Source organism: Streptomyces sp. CB01580 (assembly GCF_001905795.1).
Taxonomy (GTDB): domain Bacteria; phylum Actinomycetota; class Actinomycetes; order Streptomycetales; family Streptomycetaceae; genus Streptomyces.
This window is the reverse complement of the sequence record NZ_LIXJ01000004.1, coordinates 469,801-492,579: the sequence shown is the minus strand read 5'-3', so window position 1 is coordinate 492,579 and position 22,779 is coordinate 469,801. Positions and strand designations below refer to the sequence as shown.

Sequence of the window (22,779 nt, the reverse complement as noted above, 5' to 3'; positions counted from 1 at the left end):
CAACCGAGCACCGAGCACAACTGGAGAACGTTCCGTGAAGGAAAGCCCGAGCCCCAGGATCGGCATCCTGGTGGTCGCGTACAACGCCGAGACGACGCTGGAGAGGACCCTCGACCGTATCCCGCAGGACTTCCGGTCCAAGGTCGCCGAGATCCTCATTCTCGACGACGCGAGCCATGACGCGACCTTCACCGCGGGCTGCCGCTGGTCGCAGACGGAGGGAATGCCACGGACCGTCGTCATGCGGCACACCAAGAACCTCGGATACGGCGGGAACCAGAAGGCCGGTTACGCCCTGGCCGCCGCCCACGGACTCGACATCGTCGTGCTGCTGCACGGCGACGGGCAGTACGCCCCCGAATTTCTGCCCGACATGGTCGCGCCGATCGAACGCGGCGAATGCGAGGCCGTCTTCGGTTCACGGATGATGAAATCCGGCTCCGCCCTCAAGGGCGGCATGCCGATGTACAAATGGCTCGGCAACCGCATTCTCACCCGGGCGGAGAACCGCCTCCTCGGCTCGCGGCTCACAGAATTCCACTCCGGATACCGTGCCTACAGCGTCGCCGCGCTGGGGAAACTGCCGATCGGCCGGAACACCGACGCGTTCGATTTCGACACGCAGATCATCGTCCAGCTGCTCGACGCCGGAATGCGGATCAAGGAGATCCCCGTCCCCACCTACTACGGCGACGAGATCTGCTACGTCAACGGCATGAAATACGCGAAGGACGTCATCAAGGACGTCCTCGAATACCGGCTCGCCGTCAAGGGATTCGGCACCTGTCCCTGGATCCCCAAGCCGGTCGAGTACGCGTTCAAGGAGGGCGACGGCTCCTCGCACGCCGTCATCCTGGAACGGATGCGCGGGCTGCCGCCCGGCCGGGTCCTCGATCTCGGCTGCTCCGGAGGGCTGTTCGCGCAGCGCCTCGAAGCCCTCGGCCACGAGGTGACGGGCGTCGACTACGTCGAGGTCCCCGGCGTGCGCGAGAGGTGCACCCACTTCCACCTCGCCGACCTGGAGACGGGACTCCCCCCGGAGGTCGGCACCGGCTACGACTACGTGGTCGCCGGCGACGTCATCGAGCACCTCTCCCGGCCCGAACGGGTCCTCGCCGAGGTCGCGACCGTGCTGCGGCCCGGCGGCCATGTGCTGCTCTCCGTACCGAACTTCAGCCACTGGTACTCCCGGCTGCGGGTCGCGCTCGGGGTCTTCGACTACGACCGGCGCGGCATCCTCGACGAGACCCATCTGCGCTTCTTCACCCGGGCCAGTCTGCGCCGCACCGTCCGCGGCGCCGGGTACGACGTCCTCGACCTCACGTCCACCGGGGCGCCGTTCTGGGCGCTGCTCGGCGGCGGGCCGCTCCCCGCGGTCCTCGGCGGGCTGTCGAAGCTGCTCACCCGGATCCGGCCGACGCTGTTCGGCTATCAGCACGTCGCCCTGCTCACCCCGCACGCGGCCGAGACGATCATCGCTGGAGAGCACGTCGATGTACAGGACATCCTCAACCGACAGTACGCACCCGCCGACCGGGTCGGCGTCTGAGACGAGCGGGCCGATGACCGGGGCGGCCCGCCCGATGCAGGATGCGGTCGTACCGGAAGCTGCCGGGGCCGTGTCCGAGGCCACCGTCCCCAGCCCCACCCCCGCCCCGGAGGCCGGGACACCGGCCACCGCAGTCAGGAGCAAGACCTTGACCGTCCCCAGTCTGATGCTGCTGCTCTTCGCCGTGTTCTCGTCGGCGGGCGGCCAGATCATGCTCAAGCACGGGATGAAGGGGGCCGCTGCCGCCGCGCACGGCGGCGGATCCGTCGTCCTGCGCGCCGCGACCAGCCCCTGGGTCGTCCTCGGACTGCTGGTCTTCGCGGTGTCCGCCGTCGCCTGGATGACCACCCTGGCGACGGTGCCGCTGTCCATCGCCTACCCGTTCAACGCGCTCGGGTACCTGCTGATCGTGCTGGCCGGGGCGACCGTGCTGCACGAGCGGACCTCGCTGTGGACCTGGGGCGGCTCGCTGCTCGTGGTCGTCGGCCTGATCACGGTGATGGCGGGCCAGCGACGCTGACCGCGTCGCCGGACGGGTCCGGCTCCGGGAGGGTCCGTCCGGCGACCGGCTCCGCCGCCTCGCCCAGCAGCACCCGGCGCACCACCCGCTCGGCGGCCCGCCCGTCGCCGTACGGGCAGAACCGGGACCGGAGCGCGGCCCGCAGCTCCTGCACTCGCGCAGATACGCCTGAACCCGGTACGCGGGCACGATGACACCGAACCGGGGCACAACACATCCAGGGGTCGTTCGCAGCGCGGTGGGGGCGGTCCGCAAACGTCCGGTGAAGTGAGGGAGTTACGTCAAAACGTGGCAAATCCGTGGAGGAGCGGGTGGGGTGGTCCTGTCGCGTTGTACAGGACCACCCCGTGTTGACGTACGGATGTGCGTACAGTGTCGCCGCCGCTTCGCCGGTACGTCACCCGGGCGCCGCCGCTGCTTCACCGCGCCCGTGCCGTCGTCAGCCGTGGCATGCCGCCGTCGCTACTTCACCGCGCCCGCCATCACACCGGAGACGAACTGGCGCTGGAAGGCGAAGAACACGGCCAGGGGGATGACCATCGACACGAAGGCGCCGGGCGCCAGCACGTCGATGTTGTTGCCGAACTGCCGTACCTGCTGCTGGAGCGCCACCGTGATCGGCGGCGAACCTGAGTCCGCGAAGATCAGTGCGACCAGCATGTCGTTCCACACCCAGAGGAACTGGAAGATGCCGAGCGAGGCGATCGCCGGACCGCCCAGCGGCATCACGACCCGGGTGAACAGCCGGATCTCGCCCGCTCCGTCGAGACGTGCCGCCTCCAGCAGCTCCCTCGGGATCTCCGCGAAGAAGTTCCGCAGCAGGAAGATCGCGAAGGGCAGGCCGAAGGCGGTGTGGAAGAGCACCACGCCGAGTGTCGTCTCGAAGATCCCGATCGCGCCGAAGAGCTTCGAGACCGGTACGAGGGCGACCTGCACCGGCACCACCAGCAGTCCCACCACGACCAGGAACCACCAGTCGCGGCCGGGAAAGTCCATCCAGGCGAAGGCGTATCCGGCCAGCGAGCCGAGCACGACGACGAGAACGGTCGCCGGGACGGTGATCAGGACCGTGCTCAGGATGGAGTGGGTGATCGTCGAGTTGTCCAGCAGCCGGGCGTAGTTGTCGAAGGTGATCTGCGACGGGGCGGTGAAGACCTTCCACCAGCCGTCGGAGGCGATGTCGTCCGCACCGCGCAGCGAGGAGAGCAGCAGTCCGACGGTCGGCATCAGCCAGAACAGGCCCACCAGGACGAGGAAGACGCGCATCGCGCCGCCCCCGGCGCGGGCCGCGACGCGGGCGGCGAGGGACCGCTCGGCCCGCGCCGGCCCGGCCGCGGCGGACGTGGTCGAGGCGGTCGTCATCGGCGCCCCTCCTTCCGGATGCGTCGGATGTTGACGTACATCACCGGGAGCACCAGCAGCAGCAGGAGCACGGCGATGGCGCTGCCGATGCCGAGGTCCGCGTCCGTGCCGAACGAGGAGCGGTAGAGCTGGAGCGCCAGCACGTTCGCGTCGGCCACCGAGGAGCCCGGCGCGATGATGAAGACCAGGTCGAAGACCTTCAGAACGTTGATCATCAGCGTGACCAGCACCACCGACAGGACCGGAGCGAGCATCGGCACCGTGATCCGGCGGAACACCTGCCACTCGTTCGCGCCGTCAACCCGGGCCGCTTCGAGGAGTTCACGCGGCAGGCCGGCCAGGCCGGCGGCGATCAGCACCATCGCGAACCCGGCCCACATCCACACGTAGGAGCCGATGATCGCCGGGGTGACCAGGGTCGGGCCGAGCCATTCGACCCCGTTGTACGGTTCCCTGAAGTTCGAGGCGGGGAGCCGGAGTTCGGCGCCGTCGGCGGAGGCGGGCAGGGTGAACACCCCGTCCGCGCCGGCCTTCGCGGAGGCCACCACCGCGCCGTCCTTGACCGCCTGGACCTCGATGCCCCGAAGCCCCAGCTCCTTGGCGTCGATGACGTTCGGCCGTCCGCCGCCGCCCTTGGTGAAGTCGAGCCACGCGGTGCCGGTGACCTTGCCGGGCTCCGCCTTCGCGGCCCTCGCGGGTTTCGCGTCCGACGGCATCTTCGCCGGGGCCACGCCGACCAGCGGCAGGTGCACCGGTTCTCCGGCCCGTACCGGCGCCTTGGTGACGAACGAGCCGCCGCCACCCGGCTTCAGCGGGTGGACCGGCAGCGGATGCGCGTTCGGGTAGCCGGCCGACTCGGCGAAGGTGTCGTGCACCCCCACCCAGACGGCGTTGGCGACCCCGCGCTCCGGGGCCTGGTCGTACACCAGCCGGAAGATGATCCCCGCGGCGAGCATCGAGATCGCCATCGGCATGAAGACGACCAGCTTGAACGCGGTGCCCCAGCGGATCCGCTCGGTCAGCACCGCGAAGATCAGCCCGAGGGCCGTGGCGACGGTCGGAGCGAACACGACCCAGATCGCGTTGTTCTTGATCGCCGTACGGATCGTCTCGTCCGTGAACAGCGCCTTGTAGTTGTCGAGTCCGGCGAAGCCCGTGCCCGCCTGGTCGAGGAACGACCGGTAGACGGAGTACCCGATGGGATAGACCACGAGTGCGCCGAGCAGCACCAGAGCCGGTGCCAGGAAGAGCGCGGCGACGACCCGGCGGGTGCCGGTCACGCCCCGGAAGCGACGTCCCGGGGAGCCGGACGGGGCACCGTCGGGGGCGGGCGCCGGACCCGTGCCCCGGCCGCCGGACGGCTTTCGGGGCGCGGGCACCGACGGGCGCGCGGACGAATGCGTGTCGGCGGGGGGCACCTCGTCGGCGCCCCCCGCTGCGGCTGTCGTCATCGCGTCAGCTCTTGTACGCCTTGGCCGCGTCGGACTCCAGTCTCGCCTGGGTCCCCGCGATGTCCTTCGGGTTCTTCAGGAAGTCCTGGAGGGTCTTCCACTCACCCTTCCCGGGCGTCCCGCCGAACGACTGCGGGGCCTGGTCGGACATGTCGAACCGGACCGCGTCACCCGCCGCGACCAGCGCCTTCGCCATGGTGCGCTGCACCTCGTTCGGGTACGCGGCGGCGTCCAGGGCCTTGTTCGGCGAGATGAAGCCGCCCTGCTCGGCCATGATCTTCGCCGCGTCGACCGAACCCAGCCAGGTCAGCAGGGCCTGCGCGCCCTTGCCGTCCTTGAGGGCCACCGCCGCGTCGCCACCCGTCACCACGGGGGACTCGGCCCCGACGGCCGGGAACGGGAACACCTTCGCGTCGGTCCCGATCTTCGCCTTCGTCTGCGCGATGTTGACGCCCACGAAGTCGCCCTCGAAGACCATCGCCGCCTTGGGCTGGTCACCACCGGTGAAGGTCTGGGTGACCGAGGCGGGGAACTCCGTCTGGAGCGCGCCGTCGGCGCCGCCCGCGATCAGCGACGGCTTGCCGAACAGCTCGGCGAGGGTGGTCAGGGCGTCCTTGACGGACGGGTCCGTCCACTTGATCTCGTGCTTGGCCAGCTGGTCGTACTTGTCCGGGCCCGCCTGGGAGAGGTAGACGTTCTCGAACCAGTCGGTGAGGGTCCAGCCGTCCGCGCCGCCGACCGAGACCGGGGCGACGCCCGAGGCGGAGACCGTCTCGGCGGTCGCGAGGAAGTCCTTCCAGGTCTTCGGCTCGGACGCGCCCGCGTTCTCGAACGCCTTGGCGTTGTACCAGATCAGGGACTTGTTGGCGGCCTTGAAGTACACCGCGTACTGGGTGCCGTCCACCGCGCCGAGGTCCTGCCAGACCTTGGCGTAGTTCTTGGTCAGCTGGGCCCGGGCCTCGGTCCCGACCGGCTTGGCCCACTTCTTCCGGGCGGCCTGCTGGATCGCGCCGACCTGCGGGATCATCGCGACGTCCGGCGGCTGACCGCCCGCGATCTTCGTACCGAGGAAGTTGATGATCGGGTCCTGCGCCGGGACGAAGGTGACCGTCGCCCCCGTGCGCTTCTCGAACTCCTTGAGCACCTTGACGAAGTTGGCCTGCTCCGCCCCCGTCCAGACGGCCGCGACCGAGAGCTTCTCGCCGTCCAGCTTCGGCAGGACCAAGCCCGACGAGCTTTCCCCGCCGCTCCCGGAGTCCGGGTCGGACTTTCCTTTGCCGCTGTCGTCGTTGCCGCCGCAACCGGTGAGGGCCAGTGCACCGATGGCGGTGAACACCACGGCGGCCCTGCTGATCCGATGGGTCGTGCGCATAGCTTCCCCGTCTCTCACGTCGTCGTGTGCGCACAGTCCTACGCCGGGACCACGGGCGTCGCAATACCGCTTCCGGCGTCAACTCCTTGATCGTAATGGGCTCGTGACGTGTCATCAGTGTCGATGCGAAGCGCTCGCAGGGTCCCGGGACGGTGTCGGTGCAGGGACGGGGCGGGTGAGGAATGTGCCGGGGCGGGGACGCGTGGGCCGGGAGCGGGCGGGTTCCGGGCAGGGCTGAACCGGCCGGGGCGGGCGACCCCGTTCGCGGACGGAGGGGGCGGAAGCGGACGGGGCCGGGCAGGGCGGAAGCGGACGGGGGCTGGGCGGTGAGGAGCGGACGGGGTCCGGGCAGGGCTGGGCGGTCAGGAGCGGACGGGGCCGAGCGGGGCCACCGGTTCGGCGTTCACCGACCGGGCCGCCCGCTCCAGCGCACTGGCCAGCAGCGCCAGGTCCGTCGGACCGTTGCCCAGCTCACGGACCGGGCGGCGGGCCGGCGGATCGCCCATCCGCTCCCAGTCCAGCGGGACGACAGTGGGCCGCGATGTCGCCGTGCGAGGTATGCGTCCCGTCACCCTGCCGCCCTGGAACGGGGTCACCCGCCCGTCCGGATGGCCCAGGCGGCCACGTCCGGGCGCCGGGTCCTCCGGCGAGCTCGGGACGGCCGGGGCGTCGAGCACGATGCGCAACCGGGCCCCCTGCGCGAGGTCCGTGTCCTCCGTACGCTCCGGGCAGGCCGACGCCGCGACCAGATGGACGCCGAGCCGACCGCCCTCCCGCGCCACGGCCTCCAGGGCCCGCACCACCGAACCGGCGGCGGGACGGCCCGGACTGCCGAGCGCGGGCGCGACCAGTGCGTCGAAGTCGTCGACCAGGACGACGAGCCGGGGCAGCGGGGACGGCCCGGGGACCGCGGACCGCGCACCGGCGGGGCGCAGCCGGAGCGTCCCGCTCATCGGTGAGTCCACGTCGCCGCGCTGTTCGGCGGCGCTCGGCGGACGCTGACCGACCATCCGCCGTGCCAGCTCCCACCGTTGGTGCCAGGCGCCGAAGTCCTCCTCGCCCAGCAGTTCGGCGCGCCGCTTCAGCTCGCCGCCCAGCGCCTGCGCGAACTCCCGCATCCGTACCGGATCGCTGGCCACCAGATGCGTGAAGGCATGCGGGAGCTCGGCGCACGGGGCCAGGCCCTCGCCGCGCTCGGCACCCGCGCCGTCGACCAGCACGATGCCGAGCCGGTCGGGCCGGTCGGCGGCGGCCAACGAGGCGGCGACGGCGCGCAGCAGCTCCGTACGTCCACTGCCGGGCGGGCCCTCGACGAGGAGATGGGGGCCCTCCTCCGTCAGGTCCACGCCGACCGCGCCCCGGGGCCCGGCGCCGAGCACCACGAAGGGGCGGCCGAAGGCGGAGGCGGAGGCTCCGCGGTCCCGCACGGCCGCGGCCGTGCCCGTCCCGGCTCCTGTTCCCCTCCCGGCCCCTGCTCCCGTGTCCGCGCCGGTGCTCGCGCCCGCGTGCGCGGCCACCGAGGGACGCCCTGCCGCGGATCTGCCCGTGCCGTTCCACCCGCCGGCCCCGGTGACGGTGCGGGAGCCGGGGGCCGGTGCGGGCGACCCGCCGTAGCGTCCGCCGCTGACCCGGGGGGTGCTGGTGTCGGGGTACGGGGTGCGCCCGGAGTCCCGGCCCTCGCCTGCCCCGCGCCCCTCGTCGGCGTCCGGCGTGCCGTGGGCCTCGTGGCTCCCGCGCGCGTCGTCGCGGGCCAGGCCGTGGCTCACCGTGCCGACGTGCGTGACAGTGTCGCTGCCGGGGTACGGGGAGCGCCCCGCACCGGGACCGTATCCGCCGGGTCCGGACGGCGGGCCGAGGACCGAGCGCTGGGCACCCACGCGGGCGGTGACGCCGCGCGACTGCTGGGCGGGGTGGCGCGTACGGCCCGAACCGGGGTCGTCCGGTTCGGCCGCGCCCGTACCGCCACCGGCGCCCGCGGGGCCGACCGGACGGCGGGCCGCGGCGGCCGCGGCGGCCGCCGCGGTCATCGGGGGCGTGGGGGGCCGGTCGTCCGCCGCGGACGCCCAGCGGGCCATCAGGGAGGCCGGGGTGGCCCGGGCCAGGCCCAGTTCGTCCAGCAGTCGGGCGGAGAGCGGCAGCGCGGTCGATGCGGTCCCGCCGTGCGCCGACGCCGCAGCGTCCGTGCGCAGCGGGGCCAGGGCCCGGCCGAACCGCTCGGCCCAGTGCGCCGAGACCGCGTCCACCGCGGCGACCGTGCCGCGGCCCGCCGCCCGGCCGTCGGCCGTGCGCAGCAGCCGCAGGGCCGTCGCCACGTCGCCGCTCAGCATCGCGACCGCCCCGCACTCGCGGAACGCGATCGAGGCGTGGCAGGCGGCCTCGTACGTCGCCGCGACCGGCGAGGTGGGCGTGGCGGCCGGGGTCTCGGCCAGACAGATCAGATGGATCCCGGCGGCGGCACCGGCGGCGGCCAGCCGGGCGGTGCTCTCGCGCAGTGCCGCCGACCCGGGGTCGCCGTCGACGATCAGAACGGTGAACGGCCCCGCGTACCGCGCGGCGGCCTCCGCGATCGTGGCCCGGTCCAGGCTCGCCCAGCCGGGCCCGAGCGGGCCCTCGTCCAGCCGCCGGACCAGCTCGGCCGTGCGGGCGACGGCCTGCTCGCGGTCGTACGCGAGAAGCAGTCGGCAGTCCTGGCCGCGCGTCGGACGCACGTGCGGCAGCCAGCCGAGCCAGCCCCACTCGCGCCTGCGTTCCTCGGCGCCGCGCGCCCGGTCCGCGCTGATCAGCACGATCTCCAGATCGGCGGGGGAGTGCAGCGCGGCGAGCTGCGCCACCACCGAACGGGCGAGCCCGGCGAGCCGGTTCCGCGGCCCGGCCAGGCCGAGTGAACCGGCCTCCCGCAGCCCCACGGTCACCGGCACGGCGGGCAGCTCGGCCCGGTCGGTCGTGCCCAGCCGCACCACGAGCGCCTCCGAGTGCGCGCTGCCGCGCTCCCAGAGCCGGGGGCCGGGGCCGAGCGCGGTCAGCAGCACGGCCGCGGGATCGGGCCAGATGCTTCCCGCCCCCGGCTTCGCGGGGGGTGCGGCGGAGTCCCCGTGCGGCGGCGCGGCGGCGCCGGTCCCGTCGGGTGTCGCCCCATGGGCGCTCTCGCCCCTGCCACCCGCGAGCCGGCGCGCCCAGGCGCCTATCCCGCCCCTCCGGGGTGCTTCGCCCTCCGCAGGGGCGGAGGCGGTCTCCGAGGGGCTCGAAGCACCGCCCGGGACGCCGGAGGGGGCGGGGCGACGGCCGGTCGCGGTGTCGCCGTGCCCTCCGTCACCGCCCTCCCGGGCGTCGTGCGCCGCCGCCCCGTATCCGGTTCCGGAGCCGTGCCCCGTCCCGGGGAGGACCCCCGGGGCGTACGCATGGCCGGAATCATGGCCGGAATCGTGCTCGTCGGTCGGCCCGTCGGCCGTGCCGGACACCCGCAGGTGCCCCTCGCCGTCCGGCGTCGTCGCCAGCGTCGGCGTGCGCGCGCCGGAGGTCAGCAGGAGCGTCGACTCGCCGAGCCGCAGCAGGGCGCCGGGGTTCAGCCGGACCGGACGCTCGCGGACCGGCCTGCTGTCGAGCAGGGTGCCGTTGGTGGACCCCAGATCCGTCACCGAGACCAGCCCGTCCTCGGCGACCGTCACCGCGCAGTGCAGTCGCGAGACGTCGGGGTCGTCGAGCGGGACGTCCGCGTCGGCGGAGCGGCCGACGCTGACCCGGCCGCCGTGCAGCAGATGGACCCCGCCCGCGTCGGGCCCCGCCACCACGTGCAACTGGGCCGGAACGGCGTCGTCCCCGGCGTCGTCCTCGCCCGGGACCTGGAGCGAGAGCACGGCCCCGTCGACCAGCGGGGGCTCGCCCAGCGCGCACCGCTGCGCGTCGAGCCGCTCGCGCCCGGCGAACAGCACCACGGCACCGCCGCCGGCCGGCCCGTCGGACCCGGAGACGGCCGAGGCCAGCCCGGGCGCCACGGCGGCGAGCGCCGTCCCCGGCGGGGCGGTGACCAGCACGTCACAGGCGCGCGCCGGGGTCTGGCCGCTGCGCGGCGCGAGGACGGTCAGCCGGATCTGCATCGCCGTCAGCGGTCCCTTCTGCGCGGGGCGCCGAGCAGGGGGAACGCCCTGTTGATCTCCCCCCACCCGGCACGGACGCGTCGTCCGGTACAGGATCGTCACGAGCCGCGGGGTTTCCCCTCCCACAGTCCGTGCTGTACGCATCCTCGCACCTGTCACCGACAGTCCGCCCGGCGACCGCCGGAAAATGATCTTGATTGGCCGAGTGTGCGCCCATAAGTGCCCGCCCGTGTGCCGCTCGCGGCGCACTCCGCGGCCCCGCAAGCGTTCCGGCCCCGTCCCGGAACCCTGTTCCGCCACCGGAACCGTCCCGTCGGTGCTCGTCCGGTCCGTGTCCGGCGGCCGGTCGGCCCGTGTTTGGCAACCATCGGCCGAAAAGGAGCGTCTTGTTCCGCGACGGCGCGGCACCGGACTCCGTCCGGCCGCCCTTCGGGTGACGGCGCCGGTTTGACGACAGCCTCTAGAGTGGGCCGGAACTCCGGGTAGCGAATCCGGGACCACCGTGAACACCACGATCTGCAGGGAGCGCATGACGTGCGGCCGGTAGGCAGCAAGTACCTGCTTGAGGAGCCGCTGGGGCGCGGCGCCACGGGCACCGTCTGGCGGGCCCGCCAGCGGGAGGCCGCGGGTGCCGAGGCGGCCGTCGCCGGCGAGCCCGGCGAGACCGTGGCGATCAAGGTCCTGAAGGAGGAGCTCGCCAACGACGCGGACGTCGTGATGCGGTTCCTGCGCGAGCGCTCGGTGTTGCTCCGGCTCACCCACGAGAACATCGTGCGCACCCGCGACCTGGTCGTCGAGGGCGATCTCCTCGCCCTCGTCATGGATCTGATCGACGGCCCCGACCTGCACCGGTACCTCCGCGACAACGGCCCGTTCACCCCGGTCGCCGCCGCCCTGCTCACCGCGCAGATCGCGGACGCGCTCGCCGCCAGCCACGCCGACGGCGTGGTCCACCGCGACCTGAAGCCCGCCAACGTCCTGCTCGACGAGCGCGGAGGCGCGATGCGCCCCATGCTCACCGACTTCGGCATCGCGCGCCTGGCCGACTCCCCGGGCCTCACCCGGACCCACGAGTTCGTCGGCACGCCCGCCTACGTCGCACCCGAGTCCGCCGAGGGCCGCCCGCAGACCTCGGCCGTCGACATCTACGGCGCGGGCATCCTGCTGTACGAGCTGGTCACCGGCCGCCCGCCGTTCGCCGGCGGCACCGCCCTCGAAGTCCTGCACCGGCACCTCAGCGAGGAGCCCCGCCGCCCCACCACCGTCCCGGAACCGCTGTGGACGGTCATAGAGCGCTGCCTGAGCAAGGACCCGGACCGGCGCCCCAGCGCCGAGAACCTGGCCCGCGCGCTGCGCACCGTCGCGGCCGGCATCGGCGTCCACGCCAGTGCTGCCGAGATCGCCGCGGCCGACGGGGTGGGAGCCCTGCTCGCCCCCGACCCGTCGCCCGCGCCCGTGCCGGAGACCCCCGACGCCGCCGCCCCGACGCAGGTGCTGCCGAGCAACGCCGGTTCGTACGACCCCGACGGGGCGACGAGTGTTCTGCCCCACACCTCCGGCCAGGGCGGCCCGGGCGGGCAGGCCGACCCGACCACGGTCATGCCGCCCGTGCCCCCGCGCCCGGACTGCCCCCCGCAGCCCGAGGGCCCGCACCCCTGGCAGTCCCAGCTCCAGGCCGCCCGCGACCGCAACGACCAGACGCAGGTCCAGTACCTCGACCCCAGCCAGGACCCGCTGCGCCGTCGCCCCCAGCGGCCCCAGCCGCAACCGCAGCCCCGGCCGCAGCGGGCCCAGCCGCCGCAGCAGCACCAGCCGTACCCGCCGCAGCAGTACCCCCCTCAGCAGTACGCCCCGCAGCCGTACCAGCCGCAGCCCCAGCCCCAGCAGCCCCCGCCGCCACCTCCGCAGCGCCAGCAGTACGCGCCCCCGCAGCAGCCCGCGCCCCGCCCGCCCCGCGAGCCGCGGCAGCGCAGCGCCAACCCGATGCGCATCCCCGGCCTCGGCTGCCTCAAGGGCTGCCTGTTCACCCTGGTCCTGCTCTTCGTCGCCGGCTGGCTGATCTGGGAACTGACCCCGCTCCAGGACTGGATCGGCCAGGGCAAGAGCTACTGGCAGGCGATCAGCGACACGGTCTCCAACATCACCGATTGGATCTCCAAGCTCGGCGGCAGTGACAGCGGCAACGGCGGTGCGGGCACCGGCCCCTGAGCCGCCGTCCGACGCGACGACGGCGTCGGCGCAGCATCAACTCTGTAGCTATGTCGACTTCCGCGGGACGGAATCCCCCGTGATTCCACCGCAATTCGCCCGTGGAAGCGAGGGCTGGCACCATCCCGGGCACTCAACCCCCCGGCCGACGCGTAACTTTGTCGACCGGGGGTCATGAGCGACGGTCCATCGCCAGCCGCTGAGGGAGCAGTCTTGGCACGGAAAATCGGCAGCCGGTACACCGCCCACCAGATCCTGGGGCGCGGCAGCGCCGGCACGGTGTGGCTCGGCGAGGGGCCCGAGGGCCCGGTGGCCATCAAGCTGCTCCGCGAGGACCTCGCGTCCGACCAGGAGCTCGTGGGCCGCTTCGTCCAGGAACGCACCGCGCTGCTCGGCCTGGACCACCCCCACATCGTCGCCGTCCGCGACCTCGTGGTGGACGGCAACGACCTCGCTCTGGTCATGACCCTGGTGCGCGGCACGGACCTGCGCACCCGCCTCGACCGTGAACGCCGCCTCGCGCCCGAGGCCGCGGTCGCGATCACCGCGGACGTCGCCGACGGCCTGGCCGCCGCGCACGCCGCCGGAGTGGTCCACCGCGACGTCAAACCGGAGAACATCCTCCTCGACATGGAGGGCCCGCTCGGCCCCGGCAACGCGCACCCGGCCCTGATCACCGACTTCGGCGTGGCCAAGCTGATCGACACCCCGGGCCGGACCAGAGCCAGCAAGATCATCGGCACCCCGGACTACCTGGCCCCCGAGATAGTCGAGGGCCTTCCGCCCCGCGCCGCAGTCGACATCTACGCCCTCGCGACCGTCCTGTACGAACTCCTCGCCGGCTTCACCCCGTTCGGCGGCGGACACCCCGGCGCCGTGCTGCGCCGGCACGTGACGGAGACGGTCGTCCCCCTCCCCGGCATCCCCGAGGAACTCTGGCAGCTCCTCGTCCAGTGCCTGGCCAAGGCCCCGGCCTCCCGGCTGCGCGCCTCCGAGCTCGCGTCCCGGCTGCGCGAGACGCTCCCGCAACTGGCAGGCATCCCGCCGCTGGACATCGACGAGCCCGGCACCGAGCCCGAGCCTCGGACGTACGACGAGGAGCCGCACGCCCCCGCCTCCGAGGAGCCCCGCCGCCGCGGCGCGGTCCCGCTGGTCCCCGGCTCGTCCACGGACTCCAACCGCGACACCCACACCAGCATGCGCGTCCCGGCCCCCGACGAGCTCTCCGGCGGCCCCAGCGGCACCGCCCGCGCCCCGCGCTCCCCGGGCGCGCCCCGCCCCGGCTCGGCCCGCAACAAGTCCGCGGCCGTCCGCAAGCGCCGCCTCACCCTGGGCGCCGCCGCCCTGGTGCTGACGGCGGCGCTGGGCGTGGGCGGCTGGCTGGCGCTGAGCGGCGACTCCTCGGACGCGCCCCCGCAGGACACGGAGAGCTCGGCCCCGGCGATCCCCTGAGCCGGGCCGCCGTACCCGTCGCACGGGCTGCGCACCCGGCCGCCGAGCCGTGACCGCGGCCGTGACCACGTGCGCCGAAAGGAACGCGACGAGCGGCGTCACGGAGTCGTGATCAAAGGCGCCGAAGGGAATGCGACGAGCGGCGTCGGCGGGACGCGGTCGGCGGCGTCACCGAGACGTGATCATGCGGCCCGGGGAAGGTCCGCTCCGACAGCCGTTACGCTGGACCCGTGGCAGTCGTCGATATTTCCGAAGAGCTGAAGTCCCTCTCCTCGACCATGGGGTCCATCGAGGCCGTCCTGGACCTGGATGCGCTGAGGGCGGACATCGCCGCGCTCGAGGAGCAGGCGGCCGCGCCCTCCCTCTGGGACGACCCCGAGGCGGCGCAGAAGATCACCAGCAGGCTTTCGCACCTCCAGGCCGAGGTCCGCAAGGCCGAGGCCCTCCGCGCTCGTATCGACGATCTCGGAGTCCTCTTCGAGCTCGCCCAGGACGAGGGTGACGCCGACACGCTGGCCGAGGCCGAGGCCGAGCTGGACGCCGTCAAGAAGGCGCTGGACGAGATGGAGGTCCGTACGCTCCTCTCCGGCGAGTACGACTCCCGCGAGGCCCTGGTCAACATCCGGGCCGAGGCGGGTGGCGTGGACGCGGCGGACTTCGCCGAGAAGCTCCAGCGCATGTACCTCCGCTGGGCCGAGCAGCACGGCTACAAGACCGAGGTCTACGAGACGTCGTACGCGGAGGAGGCCGGCATCAAGTCGACCACCTTCGCCGTCCAGGTCCCGTACGCCTACGGCACGCTCTCCGTCGAGCAGGGCACCCACCGGCTCGTCCGGATCTCGCCCTTCGACAACCAGGGCCGCCGCCAGACGTCCTTCGCGGGCGTCGAGGTGCTGCCCGTGGTCGAGCAGACCGACCACATCGAGATCGACGAGTCCGAGCTGCGCGTCGACGTGTACCGCTCCTCGGGCCCCGGCGGCCAGGGCGTCAACACCACGGACTCCGCGGTGCGTCTGACCCACATCCCGACCGGCATCGTGGTCTCCTGCCAGAACGAGCGCTCGCAGATCCAGAACAAGGCGTCCGCGATGAACGTCCTCCAGGCGAAGCTCCTGGAGCGCCGTCGTCAGGAGGAGCAGGCCAAGATCGACGCCCTCAAGGGTGACGGCGGCAACTCCTGGGGCAACCAGATGCGGTCGTACGTCCTGCACCCGTACCAGATGGTCAAGGACCTGCGTACGGAGTTCGAGATGGGCAACCCGGAAGCGGTCTTCAACGGTGAGATCGACGGCTTCCTGGAGGCGGGCATCCGCTGGCGCAAGCAGCGGGAGAAGTAGCAGAAACGACCGACGAAGGAGCGGCCGGTCCCGGAATCCCCAGCAGGGTTCGGGCACCGGCCGCTTTCCGTCGGAGCCGTTCACGGGGGCCGGCCCCGAAGGAGAGTCGGGGCCGGGGGGCCGCACGGGCGGCTTGACGGGGCGGTCCGGCGAGTGCGTCACAGTCTCGCTGCTGAATGAAGGTCAACTGCGAGCAAACCGGTGCACATTGCTTGGAACGGCCTTGACGTAATTCTTAACTGTGGACAGGGTGCTAGAGCAGCATGCGTATGTCCGGGACGGGTGTGAACGGGGGCGGGCGGCATGGCTACGACTCGATGTGGCGCCGTTCGGAGCGAACCCTGCGGAGCCGAGGCCCACATATGGCTGCTCCACTGACGAGAACAGCTACTGGGGGTAGCAACAGATGACCAAGAAGACGCGAGTACGCGTCGCGCGGATCGCCGCCGGTGCGGTGATCGCCGCAGGTGCCTCGCTCACCGCTGCCGGTGCGGCGCAGGCCATGGGCGGCGACCTTGGTATCGGCGTGGAGGCCGACGACACGGCGATCAGCGCCCAGGCCGGGCTCACCGGCGAGGCCGACGGCGGCAACGGTGGGGGCCCCGGTGGTGTCGACGCCGGTGCCGACGGCGGCGCGGGCTCGGACGGCGGTGCCGACGGTGGCGCCGATGGTGGTGCGGGCTCGGACGGCGGTGCCGACGGTGGCGCCGATGGTGGTGCGGGCTCGGACGGTGGCGCCGGTACCGATGGTGGCGCTGGTACCGATGGTGGCGCGGGCGCGGACGGCGGCGCCGGTACCGATGGCGGTGCTTCCGATGGCGGCAACGGCAACGGTGGCCAGCAGTCGGGTGGCAACGGGAACGGTGGCAACCAGTCCGGTGGCCAGCAGTCGGGTGGCAACGGGAACGGTGGCAACCAGTCCGGTGGCCAGCAGTCCGGCGGCAACGGCAACGGCGGTCAGCAGTCGGGTGGCAACGGCAACGGTGGCAACCAGTCCGGTGGCCAGCAGTCCGGTGGCAACGGCAACGGCGGCAACGGCTCCTCCGGCACGTCCGGGAGCGGCTCGTCCGGCACCACCGCCGGCGGCGGCGACACCGGTTCCTCCACCGGTGAGACCGGCACCTGCACCGTCGACCTCGATGGTGCGAAGTGCGCCGACAACACCACCCCGGACTCCGCCGGCAACCAGCCGGTGGAGCAGGGCAAGGGCAAGGACGAGCTCGCCGAGACCGGCGCCGCCGAGACCACGTTCCTGCTGGTCGGCGCCGCGACGATGATCGCCGGAGGCATCGGCTTCCGGATCCTGCCGCGCCTGGTGAGCGGCCGTACCGTCGCCTGACGGTGACCGCATCGCGTAACCGCGCGTAAGCGCGAAGGGGCCCGGGACGCCCATCGGCATCCCGGGCCCCTTCGCGTACACGCCTGGCACGCACCCACCGCGCATGTCCGCTCGCAGTCCGTACCTGCCCGCCATGTGCACTTGCTCCGGCGGGCGGGCGGACCGGCGCTACACGGTCTGGTGCGCCAGCAGCGCCAGCGCGCCCAGCATCACCACCAGCAGGGTCACCAGCGCCACCGGACTCAGCCCCGCGAGGACGCCCTGCTCCTGCTGGAGCCGCTCCCGGCTCGCCCGGCACACGGGGCAGCGGCCCTCGCTCACGGGCGCCGCGCAGTTCGCGCACACCAGTCGGTCATAGGTCATGCGCTTTCCTCCTCCCGCGCGGCGGAGCCGCATATGCCTTCTCTCCGCACAACGCTCACGGAAACGCAACTGTTCCCCCTCCCACTGTGCCAGCTCGCGCGGATTTCGGCGCGGCCCGTCCGGGATCACCCGTTCCGTAGCGCTTGCGCCCCGCCCGCAGCTGTTGCCGTTCTGTCATAAATCACCCATCGCGGGACGTGCGCCTGCACGCGTCAGCCGGGTTCGCGTATGGTCACGCACACCTACTCCCGGCCTATCGTGGTGCATCCGTGATCCGATACGACAACGTCTCCAAGACCTACCCGAGGCAGAGCCGCCCCGCTCTCCGGGATGTGTCGCTCGAAATCGAGAAGGGCGAGTTCGTCTTCCTGGTGGGCTCCTCCGGCTCCGGCAAGTCCACCTTCATGAAGCTCATGCTCCGCGAGGAACGCGCCAGCACGGGCACGGTCCACGTCCTGGGCAAGGACCTCTCCCGCCTGTCCAACTGGAAGGTGCCGCACATGCGCCGCCAGTTGGGCACGGTGTTCCAGGACTTCCGGCTCCTCCCCAACAAGACCGTCGCGCAGAACGTGGCGTTCGCGCAGGAGGTCATCGGCAAGCCGCGCGGCGAGATCCGCAAGGCGGTGCCCCAGGTCCTCGACCTGGTCGGCCTCGGCGGCAAGGAGGACCGGATGCCCGGCGAGCTCTCCGGTGGTGAGCAGCAGCGCGTGGCGATCGCGCGGGCGTTCGTGAACCGTCCCATGCTGCTGATCGCGGACGAGCCGACCGGTAACCTCGACCCGCAGACCTCCGTCGGCATCATGAAGCTGCTGGACCGGATCAACCGGACCGGCACCACCGTGATCATGGCGACCCACGACCAGAACATCGTCGACCAGATGCGCAAGCGCGTCATCGAGCTGGAGCAGGGCCGTCTCGTACGTGACCAGGCCCGCGGCGTCTACGGCTACCAGCACTGAGCATCGAGCACTGAAAGGACGCCATGCGCGCCCAGTTCGTCCTGTCGGAGATCGGCGTCGGCCTCCGTCGCAACCTCACGATGACCTTCGCCGTCGTCGTCTCCGTCGCCCTCTCGCTCGCCCTGTTCGGCGGCGCGCTGCTGATGCGCGAGCAGGTCAGCACGATGAAGGACTACTGGTACGACAAGGTCAACGTCTCGATCTTCCTCTGCAGCAAGAGCGATGTGACCTCGACGCCCAAGTGCGCCAAGGGGGCCGTCACGGCCCAGCAGAAGAAGGAGATCGAGGCCGATCTCAAGAAGATGGACGCCGTCGAGACGGTCACGTACGAGTCGGCCGACGAGGCGTACAAGCGCTACCAGGAACAGTTCGGCGACTCGCCGATGGCGGGCAACATCACGCCGGACCAGATGCAGGAGTCGTTCCGGGTCAAGCTGCACGACCCGAAGAAGTACAAGGTCGTCGCCACCGCGTTCGCCGGTCGTGACGGGGTGCAGTCCGTCCAGGACCAGAGGTCGATCCTGGACAACCTCTTCGGGCTGATGAACGGCATGAACGTGGCGGCCGTCTTCGTAATGGTGCTGATGCTGGTGATCGCGCTGATGCTGATCGTGAACACCGTCCGGGTGTCCGCGTTCAGCCGGCGGCGGGAGACCGGCATCATGCGGCTGGTCGGTGCCTCCGGCTTCTACATCCAGATGCCGTTCATCATGGAGGCCGCGTTCGCCGGTCTCATCGGTGGCGTGCTCGCCTGCGTGATGCTGCTGGCCGGGCGGTACTTCCTGATCGACGGCGGCCTGGCACTCCAGAGCAAGCTGACCCTGATCGACTTCATCGGCTGGGACGCGGTCCTCACCAAGCTGCCCCTGGTGCTGGCGATCGGGCTGCTGATGCCCGCCGTTGCCGCTCTCCTCGCGCTCCGCAAGTACCTGAAGGTGTGACGAGTGCCCACCGCGGTGGATGGCCAACCGCCCGTGCCTCCGTGGGGTGTTGTCCTAGACTCGGCGCCATGTCGGGTCCCGTACGGTGCTTCGGGCCCCGCGGCGTACGCCGCGGGGCCGCCCTGACATTGGTCTTCGCGTCCGTGCTGGCCACCGCGGCCGCCACCGGCTCGCTGCCGCGCGACAAGGCGAAGTCTCCGGTTCCGGCGGCCCGTTCCGTCACCTCCGCCGCGTCCGCGGCCGGGGCCACCGTCGACGGCGACGAGGTCGCTTCGGCCGCCGCCCGCGCCGTGGCCGACGGCAAGTCCGGTACGGAAGCGGCCGAGAGGGTCGTCAGCCGCAGCGGTGACCGCTGGGGCGCGGTGTACGACGAGCGACAGTACGAGGAGTTCGAGCAGGCGCTCGACGGTTCGTACACCGGAGTGGGGATCGCCGCGAAGCGCTCGGCCGACGGGCTGGTCGAGGTGGCCCGGGTGCAGCCCGGCGGCCCCGCCGACCTGGCAGGTGTCGAGCCGGGCGACCTGCTCCGCACCATCGACGGCCGGCGGGTGGACCGGCGACCCGTCGCGGAGGCCGTCGCCCTTCTGCGCGGGGACAGCACGGAGGCCGCGGCGGGCAGCACCGTGGTCCTGGGCGTCCAGCGCGGTTCCGTCCTCCGTGAGAAGACGCTGAGCAGGGTCAGGCTCAGCACCGAGGCCGTCACCGTGCGACGGATCGGACCGGACCGTCCCGCGTCCTCCGCGCCCTCCGCGGCGGTGCTGATCGACGTCGACTCGTTCACCAGGGGTTCGGGGACCGAGGTACGGGACGCGGTCCGCGGGGCCCCGGCCGGGGCCGGGGTGCTGCTCGATCTGCGGGGCAACTCCGGCGGCCTGGTCACGGAGGCCGTCACCGCCGCCTCCGCCTTCCTGGACGGCGGCCTGGTCGCCACGTACGACGTGCGCGGGGAACAGCGGGCCCTCTACGCGGAGCCGGGCGGCGACACCGACCGCCCGCTCGTCGTCCTCGTCGACGGCGGCACGATGAGCGCCGCCGAACTCCTCACCGGCGCGCTCCAGGACCGGGGCCGCGCCGTCACGGTCGGCGCGCGCACCTTCGGCAAGGGCTCGGTCCAGATGCCCAGCAGGCTCCCGGACGGTGCGGTGGCCGAGCTGACCGTCGGCCACTACCGCACCCCCGCGGGCCGCGGTGTCGACGGCCGCGGCATCACCCCGGACCTCGTGGTCGACTCCCGGGCCGAGCAGCGGGCCGAGACGGTATTGAGTGGCCTCGGAGGCGGGTCATAGTGCGAAAATGGCCGCACTATGGCTAAGGAAAAGGACACGGGGCGCAAGCTCATCGCGCAGAACAAGAAGGCGCGGCACGATTACCACATCCTCGACACCTACGAGTGCGGTCTCGTCCTCATGGGCACCGAGGTCAAGTCGCTGCGACTGGGCAGGGCATCCCTGGTGGACGGTTTCGTCCAGATCGACGGCGGCGAGGCGTGGCTGCACAACATCCACGTCCCGGAGTACGTACAGGGCACCTGGACCAACCACTCGGCGAAGCGGAAGCGCAAGCTGCTGATGCACCGGGCCGAGATCGACAAGCTGGAGTCGAAGGCGAGCGAGACCGGCCACACGATCGTGCCCCTCGCGCTGTACTTCAAAGACAGCCGGGTCAAGGTCGAGATCGCGCTCGCCAAGGGCAAGAAGGAGTACGACAAGCGGCAGACCCTGCGCGAGAAGCAGGACCTGCGGGAGACCAGCCGCGCGATCGCGGCGGCGCGGCGGCGCCAGCGCGGCACCCACTGAACCGGGGCGTGCACGCCGGGCCCCGGCCGGGGCCCGGAGAACGGAAGCCCGAGAACGGGAGCCCGAGGGCGGCGGAGGTCGGCGGCGGAAGGCGTACGGCCGGGCCCGCGGGAATGGGCTGGCATGGTCGTGCGTTGGTCACGTACGATGGCATCGCACCTCACAGCGGGTGCACGCATTGAGCTGTTGACAATTAAATACACCAACATGGGGATGATCGGTTTCGACAGCGGCTGTCGAAGCAGGGGAAGCGTGTCGAGGAAGCGGCAATGATCTCGTAAACCATATGTCGCAACCAATAATCGCCAACACCAAGCGCGATTCCTTCGCCCTCGCTGCCTAAGTAGCGACTTGCGAAGTGTCAGCCCGGGGGTGATCCCGACCCGGATCCTGGCATCATCAAGGGATCTAAACTTCTAGACCCGGTCACGGGGCCCAGAAGGAAATCAAACAGTGACTGAGCCCGTCGGAGACTTGTCCGCGTGATCTCCGGGGCTGAGAAAAGCGCAGCGGACTGCACACGGAGAAGCCCTGATTCCGCACCGTTGGACGCGGGTTCGATTCCCGCCATCTCCACAATTCCCATGTGAACGAGGACCCCGTTGCCCGCCCGGCAGCGGGGTCCTCGTTCGTGTGTCCGGGGTCAGCACGCCCCGGGTCCGCGCGTCCTGGGGTCCGTACGCGCCGGGTTCCTGCGTGTCGGGCCGGTCATTCCGGGTGTCGTGCCCGTGCGCCGGTTCCTGGGACGCGGACTCCAGCCGCCGCGACGACCAGTGCCAGAGCCGCCGCGCACGCCGGTACGGCATAGCCCGTCACGTGCCCCGCGTGCTCGACCATCCAGCCGCCGGTTGCCGACCCGACGGCTATCCCGCCCAGCAGCGCGGTCACGGCCAGGGTCATGCCCTCGTTCAACTGGTCCTCCGGGGTGAGGCGTTGGATCAGCGTCATCCCGGTGACCATCGTCGGGGCGGTCGCCGCGCCGGCCAGCAGCAGCGCGCCCGCGAGTACCGGCAGAGCGTCGGTCCAGGAGGCGGCGAGCAGCGGCAGCGACATCAGTGCCGTCATCCCCGCGAGGCAGCTCAGCAGCCGCCGCCTGATGTCCGGGGCCGGGCGCAGCGAACCGTACAGCAGGCCCGCCGCGCACGAACCGGCCGCCTGGAGGGCCAGGATCGCGCCCCCGGCGTGGGCGATCGTGACGACCTCCATCGCGCCGAAGACCGCCCCGGTGGCGAGGAAGGCGGCGAGCAGGGCGGGCATGCCGGGGGCGCGGAGCGGGGAGCGGGTGTGCGCGCGGGGCGTGACCGGCGGTTCCGTGGCGCGCTGGGCCGCGAAGATCAGCACGCCCGTCATCAGCAGGATCGCCCCGACGAGCGTTCCGGCCTCCGGGAAGAGCGAGCCGCACAGCAGGGCGGCGAGGGCCGGGCCGAGCATGAAGCAGAGTTCGTCTGCCGCCTGTTCGAAGGAGTTCGCGGTGTGCAGGGCGGCCGGATCGCCCCGGTGCAGATGGGCCCAGCGGGCCCGGGACATCCCGCCGGTGTTGGGGGTGGTGGCGGTCGCGGCGTAGCAGGCGAAGAGCGTCCAGTCCGGGGCGTCGTAGTGCACGCACAGCAGGAGGGCGAGGGAGCCCAGTGCGGCGATCGCGGTGGCCGGGACCGCGATCCGGGCCTGCCCGTACCGGTCGACGAGCCGCGCCGTCCAGGGCGCGACCACCGCCGTCGCGGCGAGCCCGGCCGCGGTGACGGCCCCCGCCAGGGCGTACGAGCCACGCGAGCCGGCGATCATGATCACCGCGCTGACGCTGAACATGCCCATGGGCAGCCGGGCGAGGAGGTTGCCCGCCGTGAAGGCGCGGGCACCGGGGGTGGCGAGGAGCCGGAGGTAGGGATTGGCGGAGGCCGGTCGGACGGGGGAGGGGGCGTCACGGGCAGCGATGACCAGCAGGTCCCCGGAGAGGGCGAACACGGGAGCGGAGGGCGGGTTTCTCTCGTACGGCATGGGATCACCCTCGGGGCGCGCGGCCCGCGGGGTCCAACACC

17 protein-coding genes and 1 other RNA gene are annotated in these 22,779 nt (G+C 72.2%); 11 read left to right on the top strand and 7 right to left on the bottom strand.

Annotated elements, in window-relative coordinates; genetic code table 11:
- Positions 1 to 34: 34 nt before the first annotated feature.
- A complete protein-coding gene (locus AMK22_RS10215; RefSeq protein WP_073783635.1) occupies positions 35 to 1,549 on the top strand; it encodes a bifunctional glycosyltransferase/class I SAM-dependent methyltransferase in 1,515 nt (504 codons plus the stop codon).
- A gap of 148 nt (positions 1,550 to 1,697) precedes the next feature.
- Positions 1,698 to 2,069, top strand: coding sequence for a hypothetical protein (locus tag AMK22_RS10210; RefSeq protein WP_242433902.1), 372 nt, complete (start codon positions 1,698 to 1,700; stop codon positions 2,067 to 2,069).
- On the opposite strand, the gene AMK22_RS40690 is transcribed toward AMK22_RS10210, so the two are convergent.
- From AMK22_RS40690 to AMK22_RS10185, 5 genes are all read right to left on the bottom strand, one after another.
- The gene (locus AMK22_RS40690) at positions 2,041 to 2,223 is read right to left on the bottom strand and encodes a CDP-glycerol glycerophosphotransferase family protein (RefSeq protein WP_073783497.1); all 183 of its coding nucleotides are present in this window, start codon (positions 2,221 to 2,223) and stop codon (positions 2,041 to 2,043) included. The two genes, AMK22_RS10210 and AMK22_RS40690, sit on opposite strands and share 29 nt — an antisense overlap.
- 308 nt (positions 2,224 to 2,531) lie before the next feature.
- On the bottom strand, positions 2,532 to 3,431 hold the full coding sequence (locus AMK22_RS10200; protein WP_073783495.1) for a carbohydrate ABC transporter permease: 900 nt from the start codon (positions 3,429 to 3,431) through the stop codon (positions 2,532 to 2,534).
- A complete protein-coding gene (locus AMK22_RS10195) occupies positions 3,428 to 4,882 on the bottom strand; it encodes a carbohydrate ABC transporter permease (protein ID WP_073783493.1) in 1,455 nt (484 codons plus the stop codon). The genes AMK22_RS10200 and AMK22_RS10195 overlap by 4 nt, the downstream gene beginning before the upstream one ends.
- Before the next feature lie 4 nt (positions 4,883 to 4,886).
- Entirely contained in the window at positions 4,887 to 6,254 is a 1,368-nt protein-coding gene (locus tag AMK22_RS10190; protein WP_199883177.1) for an ABC transporter substrate-binding protein, read from the bottom strand.
- A 362-nt stretch (positions 6,255 to 6,616) separates the two neighbouring features.
- Positions 6,617 to 10,348: an FHA domain-containing protein gene (locus AMK22_RS10185; RefSeq protein WP_073783491.1), complete on the bottom strand. Its 3,732-nt coding sequence runs from the start codon at positions 10,346 to 10,348 to the stop codon at positions 6,617 to 6,619.
- Positions 10,349 to 10,882: 534 nt separating this feature from the next.
- Here AMK22_RS10185 and AMK22_RS10180 point away from each other — a divergent pair.
- The 4 genes from AMK22_RS10180 to AMK22_RS10165 all read left to right on the top strand — a co-directional run bounded on the left by AMK22_RS10180 (position 10,883) and on the right by AMK22_RS10165 (position 16,684).
- Positions 10,883 to 12,556 carry a serine/threonine-protein kinase gene (locus tag AMK22_RS10180; RefSeq protein WP_073783489.1) on the top strand — a complete coding sequence of 558 codons (1,674 nt, stop codon included), beginning with the start codon at positions 10,883 to 10,885 and terminating at the stop codon, positions 12,554 to 12,556.
- Between the two features lie 213 nt (positions 12,557 to 12,769).
- Positions 12,770 to 14,008 (top strand): serine/threonine-protein kinase, encoded by a 1,239-nt coding sequence (locus AMK22_RS10175; RefSeq protein WP_073783487.1) that lies wholly within the window; start codon positions 12,770 to 12,772, stop codon positions 14,006 to 14,008.
- Between the two features lie 230 nt (positions 14,009 to 14,238).
- A complete protein-coding gene (gene prfB, locus AMK22_RS10170; protein ID WP_073783485.1) occupies positions 14,239 to 15,345 on the top strand; it encodes a peptide chain release factor 2 in 1,107 nt (368 codons plus the stop codon).
- Positions 15,346 to 15,751: 406 nt separating this feature from the next.
- Positions 15,752 to 16,684, top strand: a complete 933-nt coding sequence (locus AMK22_RS10165; RefSeq protein WP_073783483.1) for a hypothetical protein — start codon at positions 15,752 to 15,754, stop codon at positions 16,682 to 16,684.
- A 168-nt stretch (positions 16,685 to 16,852) separates the two neighbouring features.
- Here AMK22_RS10165 and AMK22_RS10160 read toward each other — a convergent pair whose 3' ends face one another.
- Positions 16,853 to 17,047, bottom strand: a complete 195-nt coding sequence (locus tag AMK22_RS10160) for a hypothetical protein (protein WP_073783481.1) — start codon at positions 17,045 to 17,047, stop codon at positions 16,853 to 16,855.
- Between the two features lie 269 nt (positions 17,048 to 17,316).
- Here AMK22_RS10160 and ftsE point away from each other — a divergent pair, with 269 nt between their 5' ends.
- The 5 genes from ftsE to ssrA all read left to right on the top strand — a co-directional run bounded on the left by ftsE (position 17,317) and on the right by ssrA (position 21,322).
- Positions 17,317 to 18,006 carry a cell division ATP-binding protein FtsE gene (ftsE, locus tag AMK22_RS10155; RefSeq protein ID WP_073783479.1) on the top strand — a complete coding sequence of 230 codons (690 nt, stop codon included), beginning with the start codon at positions 17,317 to 17,319 and terminating at the stop codon, positions 18,004 to 18,006.
- 23 nt (positions 18,007 to 18,029) lie between these two features.
- Entirely contained in the window at positions 18,030 to 18,947 is a 918-nt protein-coding gene (ftsX, locus tag AMK22_RS10150) for a permease-like cell division protein FtsX (RefSeq protein ID WP_073783477.1), read from the top strand.
- A gap of 68 nt (positions 18,948 to 19,015) precedes the next feature.
- Entirely contained in the window at positions 19,016 to 20,233 is a 1,218-nt protein-coding gene (locus AMK22_RS10145; RefSeq protein ID WP_073783475.1) for a S41 family peptidase, read from the top strand.
- Between the two features lie 18 nt (positions 20,234 to 20,251).
- The gene (smpB, locus tag AMK22_RS10140; RefSeq protein WP_073783473.1) at positions 20,252 to 20,743 is read left to right on the top strand and encodes an SsrA-binding protein SmpB; all 492 of its coding nucleotides are present in this window, start codon (positions 20,252 to 20,254) and stop codon (positions 20,741 to 20,743) included.
- Between the two features lie 209 nt (positions 20,744 to 20,952).
- Positions 20,953 to 21,322: a transfer-messenger RNA gene (gene ssrA / locus AMK22_RS10135) on the top strand.
- 129 nt (positions 21,323 to 21,451) lie between these two features.
- Here the strand turns inward: ssrA and AMK22_RS10130 are convergent.
- A complete protein-coding gene (locus tag AMK22_RS10130) occupies positions 21,452 to 22,738 on the bottom strand; it encodes an MFS transporter (protein ID WP_242433901.1) in 1,287 nt (428 codons plus the stop codon).
- Between the last annotated feature and the right edge of the window lie 41 nt (positions 22,739 to 22,779).

Bases quoted from the DNA above. Each gene is read 5' to 3' on its own strand.
- AMK22_RS10200 (WP_073783495.1), bottom strand. From the start codon at position 3,431: ATGACGACCGCCTCGACCACGTCCGCCGCGGCCGGGCCGGCGCGGGCC.
- AMK22_RS10195 (WP_073783493.1), bottom strand. From the start codon at position 4,882: ATGACGACAGCCGCAGCGGGGGGCGCCGACGAGGTGCCCCCCGCCGAC.
- AMK22_RS10190 (WP_199883177.1), bottom strand. From the start codon at position 6,254: ATGCGCACGACCCATCGGATCAGCAGGGCCGCCGTGGTGTTCACCGCC.
- AMK22_RS10185 (WP_073783491.1), bottom strand. From the start codon at position 10,348: ATGCAGATCCGGCTGACCGTCCTCGCGCCGCGCAGCGGCCAGACCCCG.
- AMK22_RS10165 (WP_073783483.1), top strand. From the start codon at position 15,752: ATGACCAAGAAGACGCGAGTACGCGTCGCGCGGATCGCCGCCGGTGCG.
- AMK22_RS10160 (WP_073783481.1), bottom strand. From the start codon at position 17,047: ATGACCTATGACCGACTGGTGTGCGCGAACTGCGCGGCGCCCGTGAGC.
- ftsX (WP_073783477.1), top strand. From the start codon at position 18,030: ATGCGCGCCCAGTTCGTCCTGTCGGAGATCGGCGTCGGCCTCCGTCGC.
- AMK22_RS10145 (WP_073783475.1), top strand. From the start codon at position 19,016: ATGTCGGGTCCCGTACGGTGCTTCGGGCCCCGCGGCGTACGCCGCGGG.
- smpB (WP_073783473.1), top strand. From the start codon at position 20,252: ATGGCTAAGGAAAAGGACACGGGGCGCAAGCTCATCGCGCAGAACAAG.
- AMK22_RS10130 (WP_242433901.1), bottom strand. From the start codon at position 22,738: ATGCCGTACGAGAGAAACCCGCCCTCCGCTCCCGTGTTCGCCCTCTCC.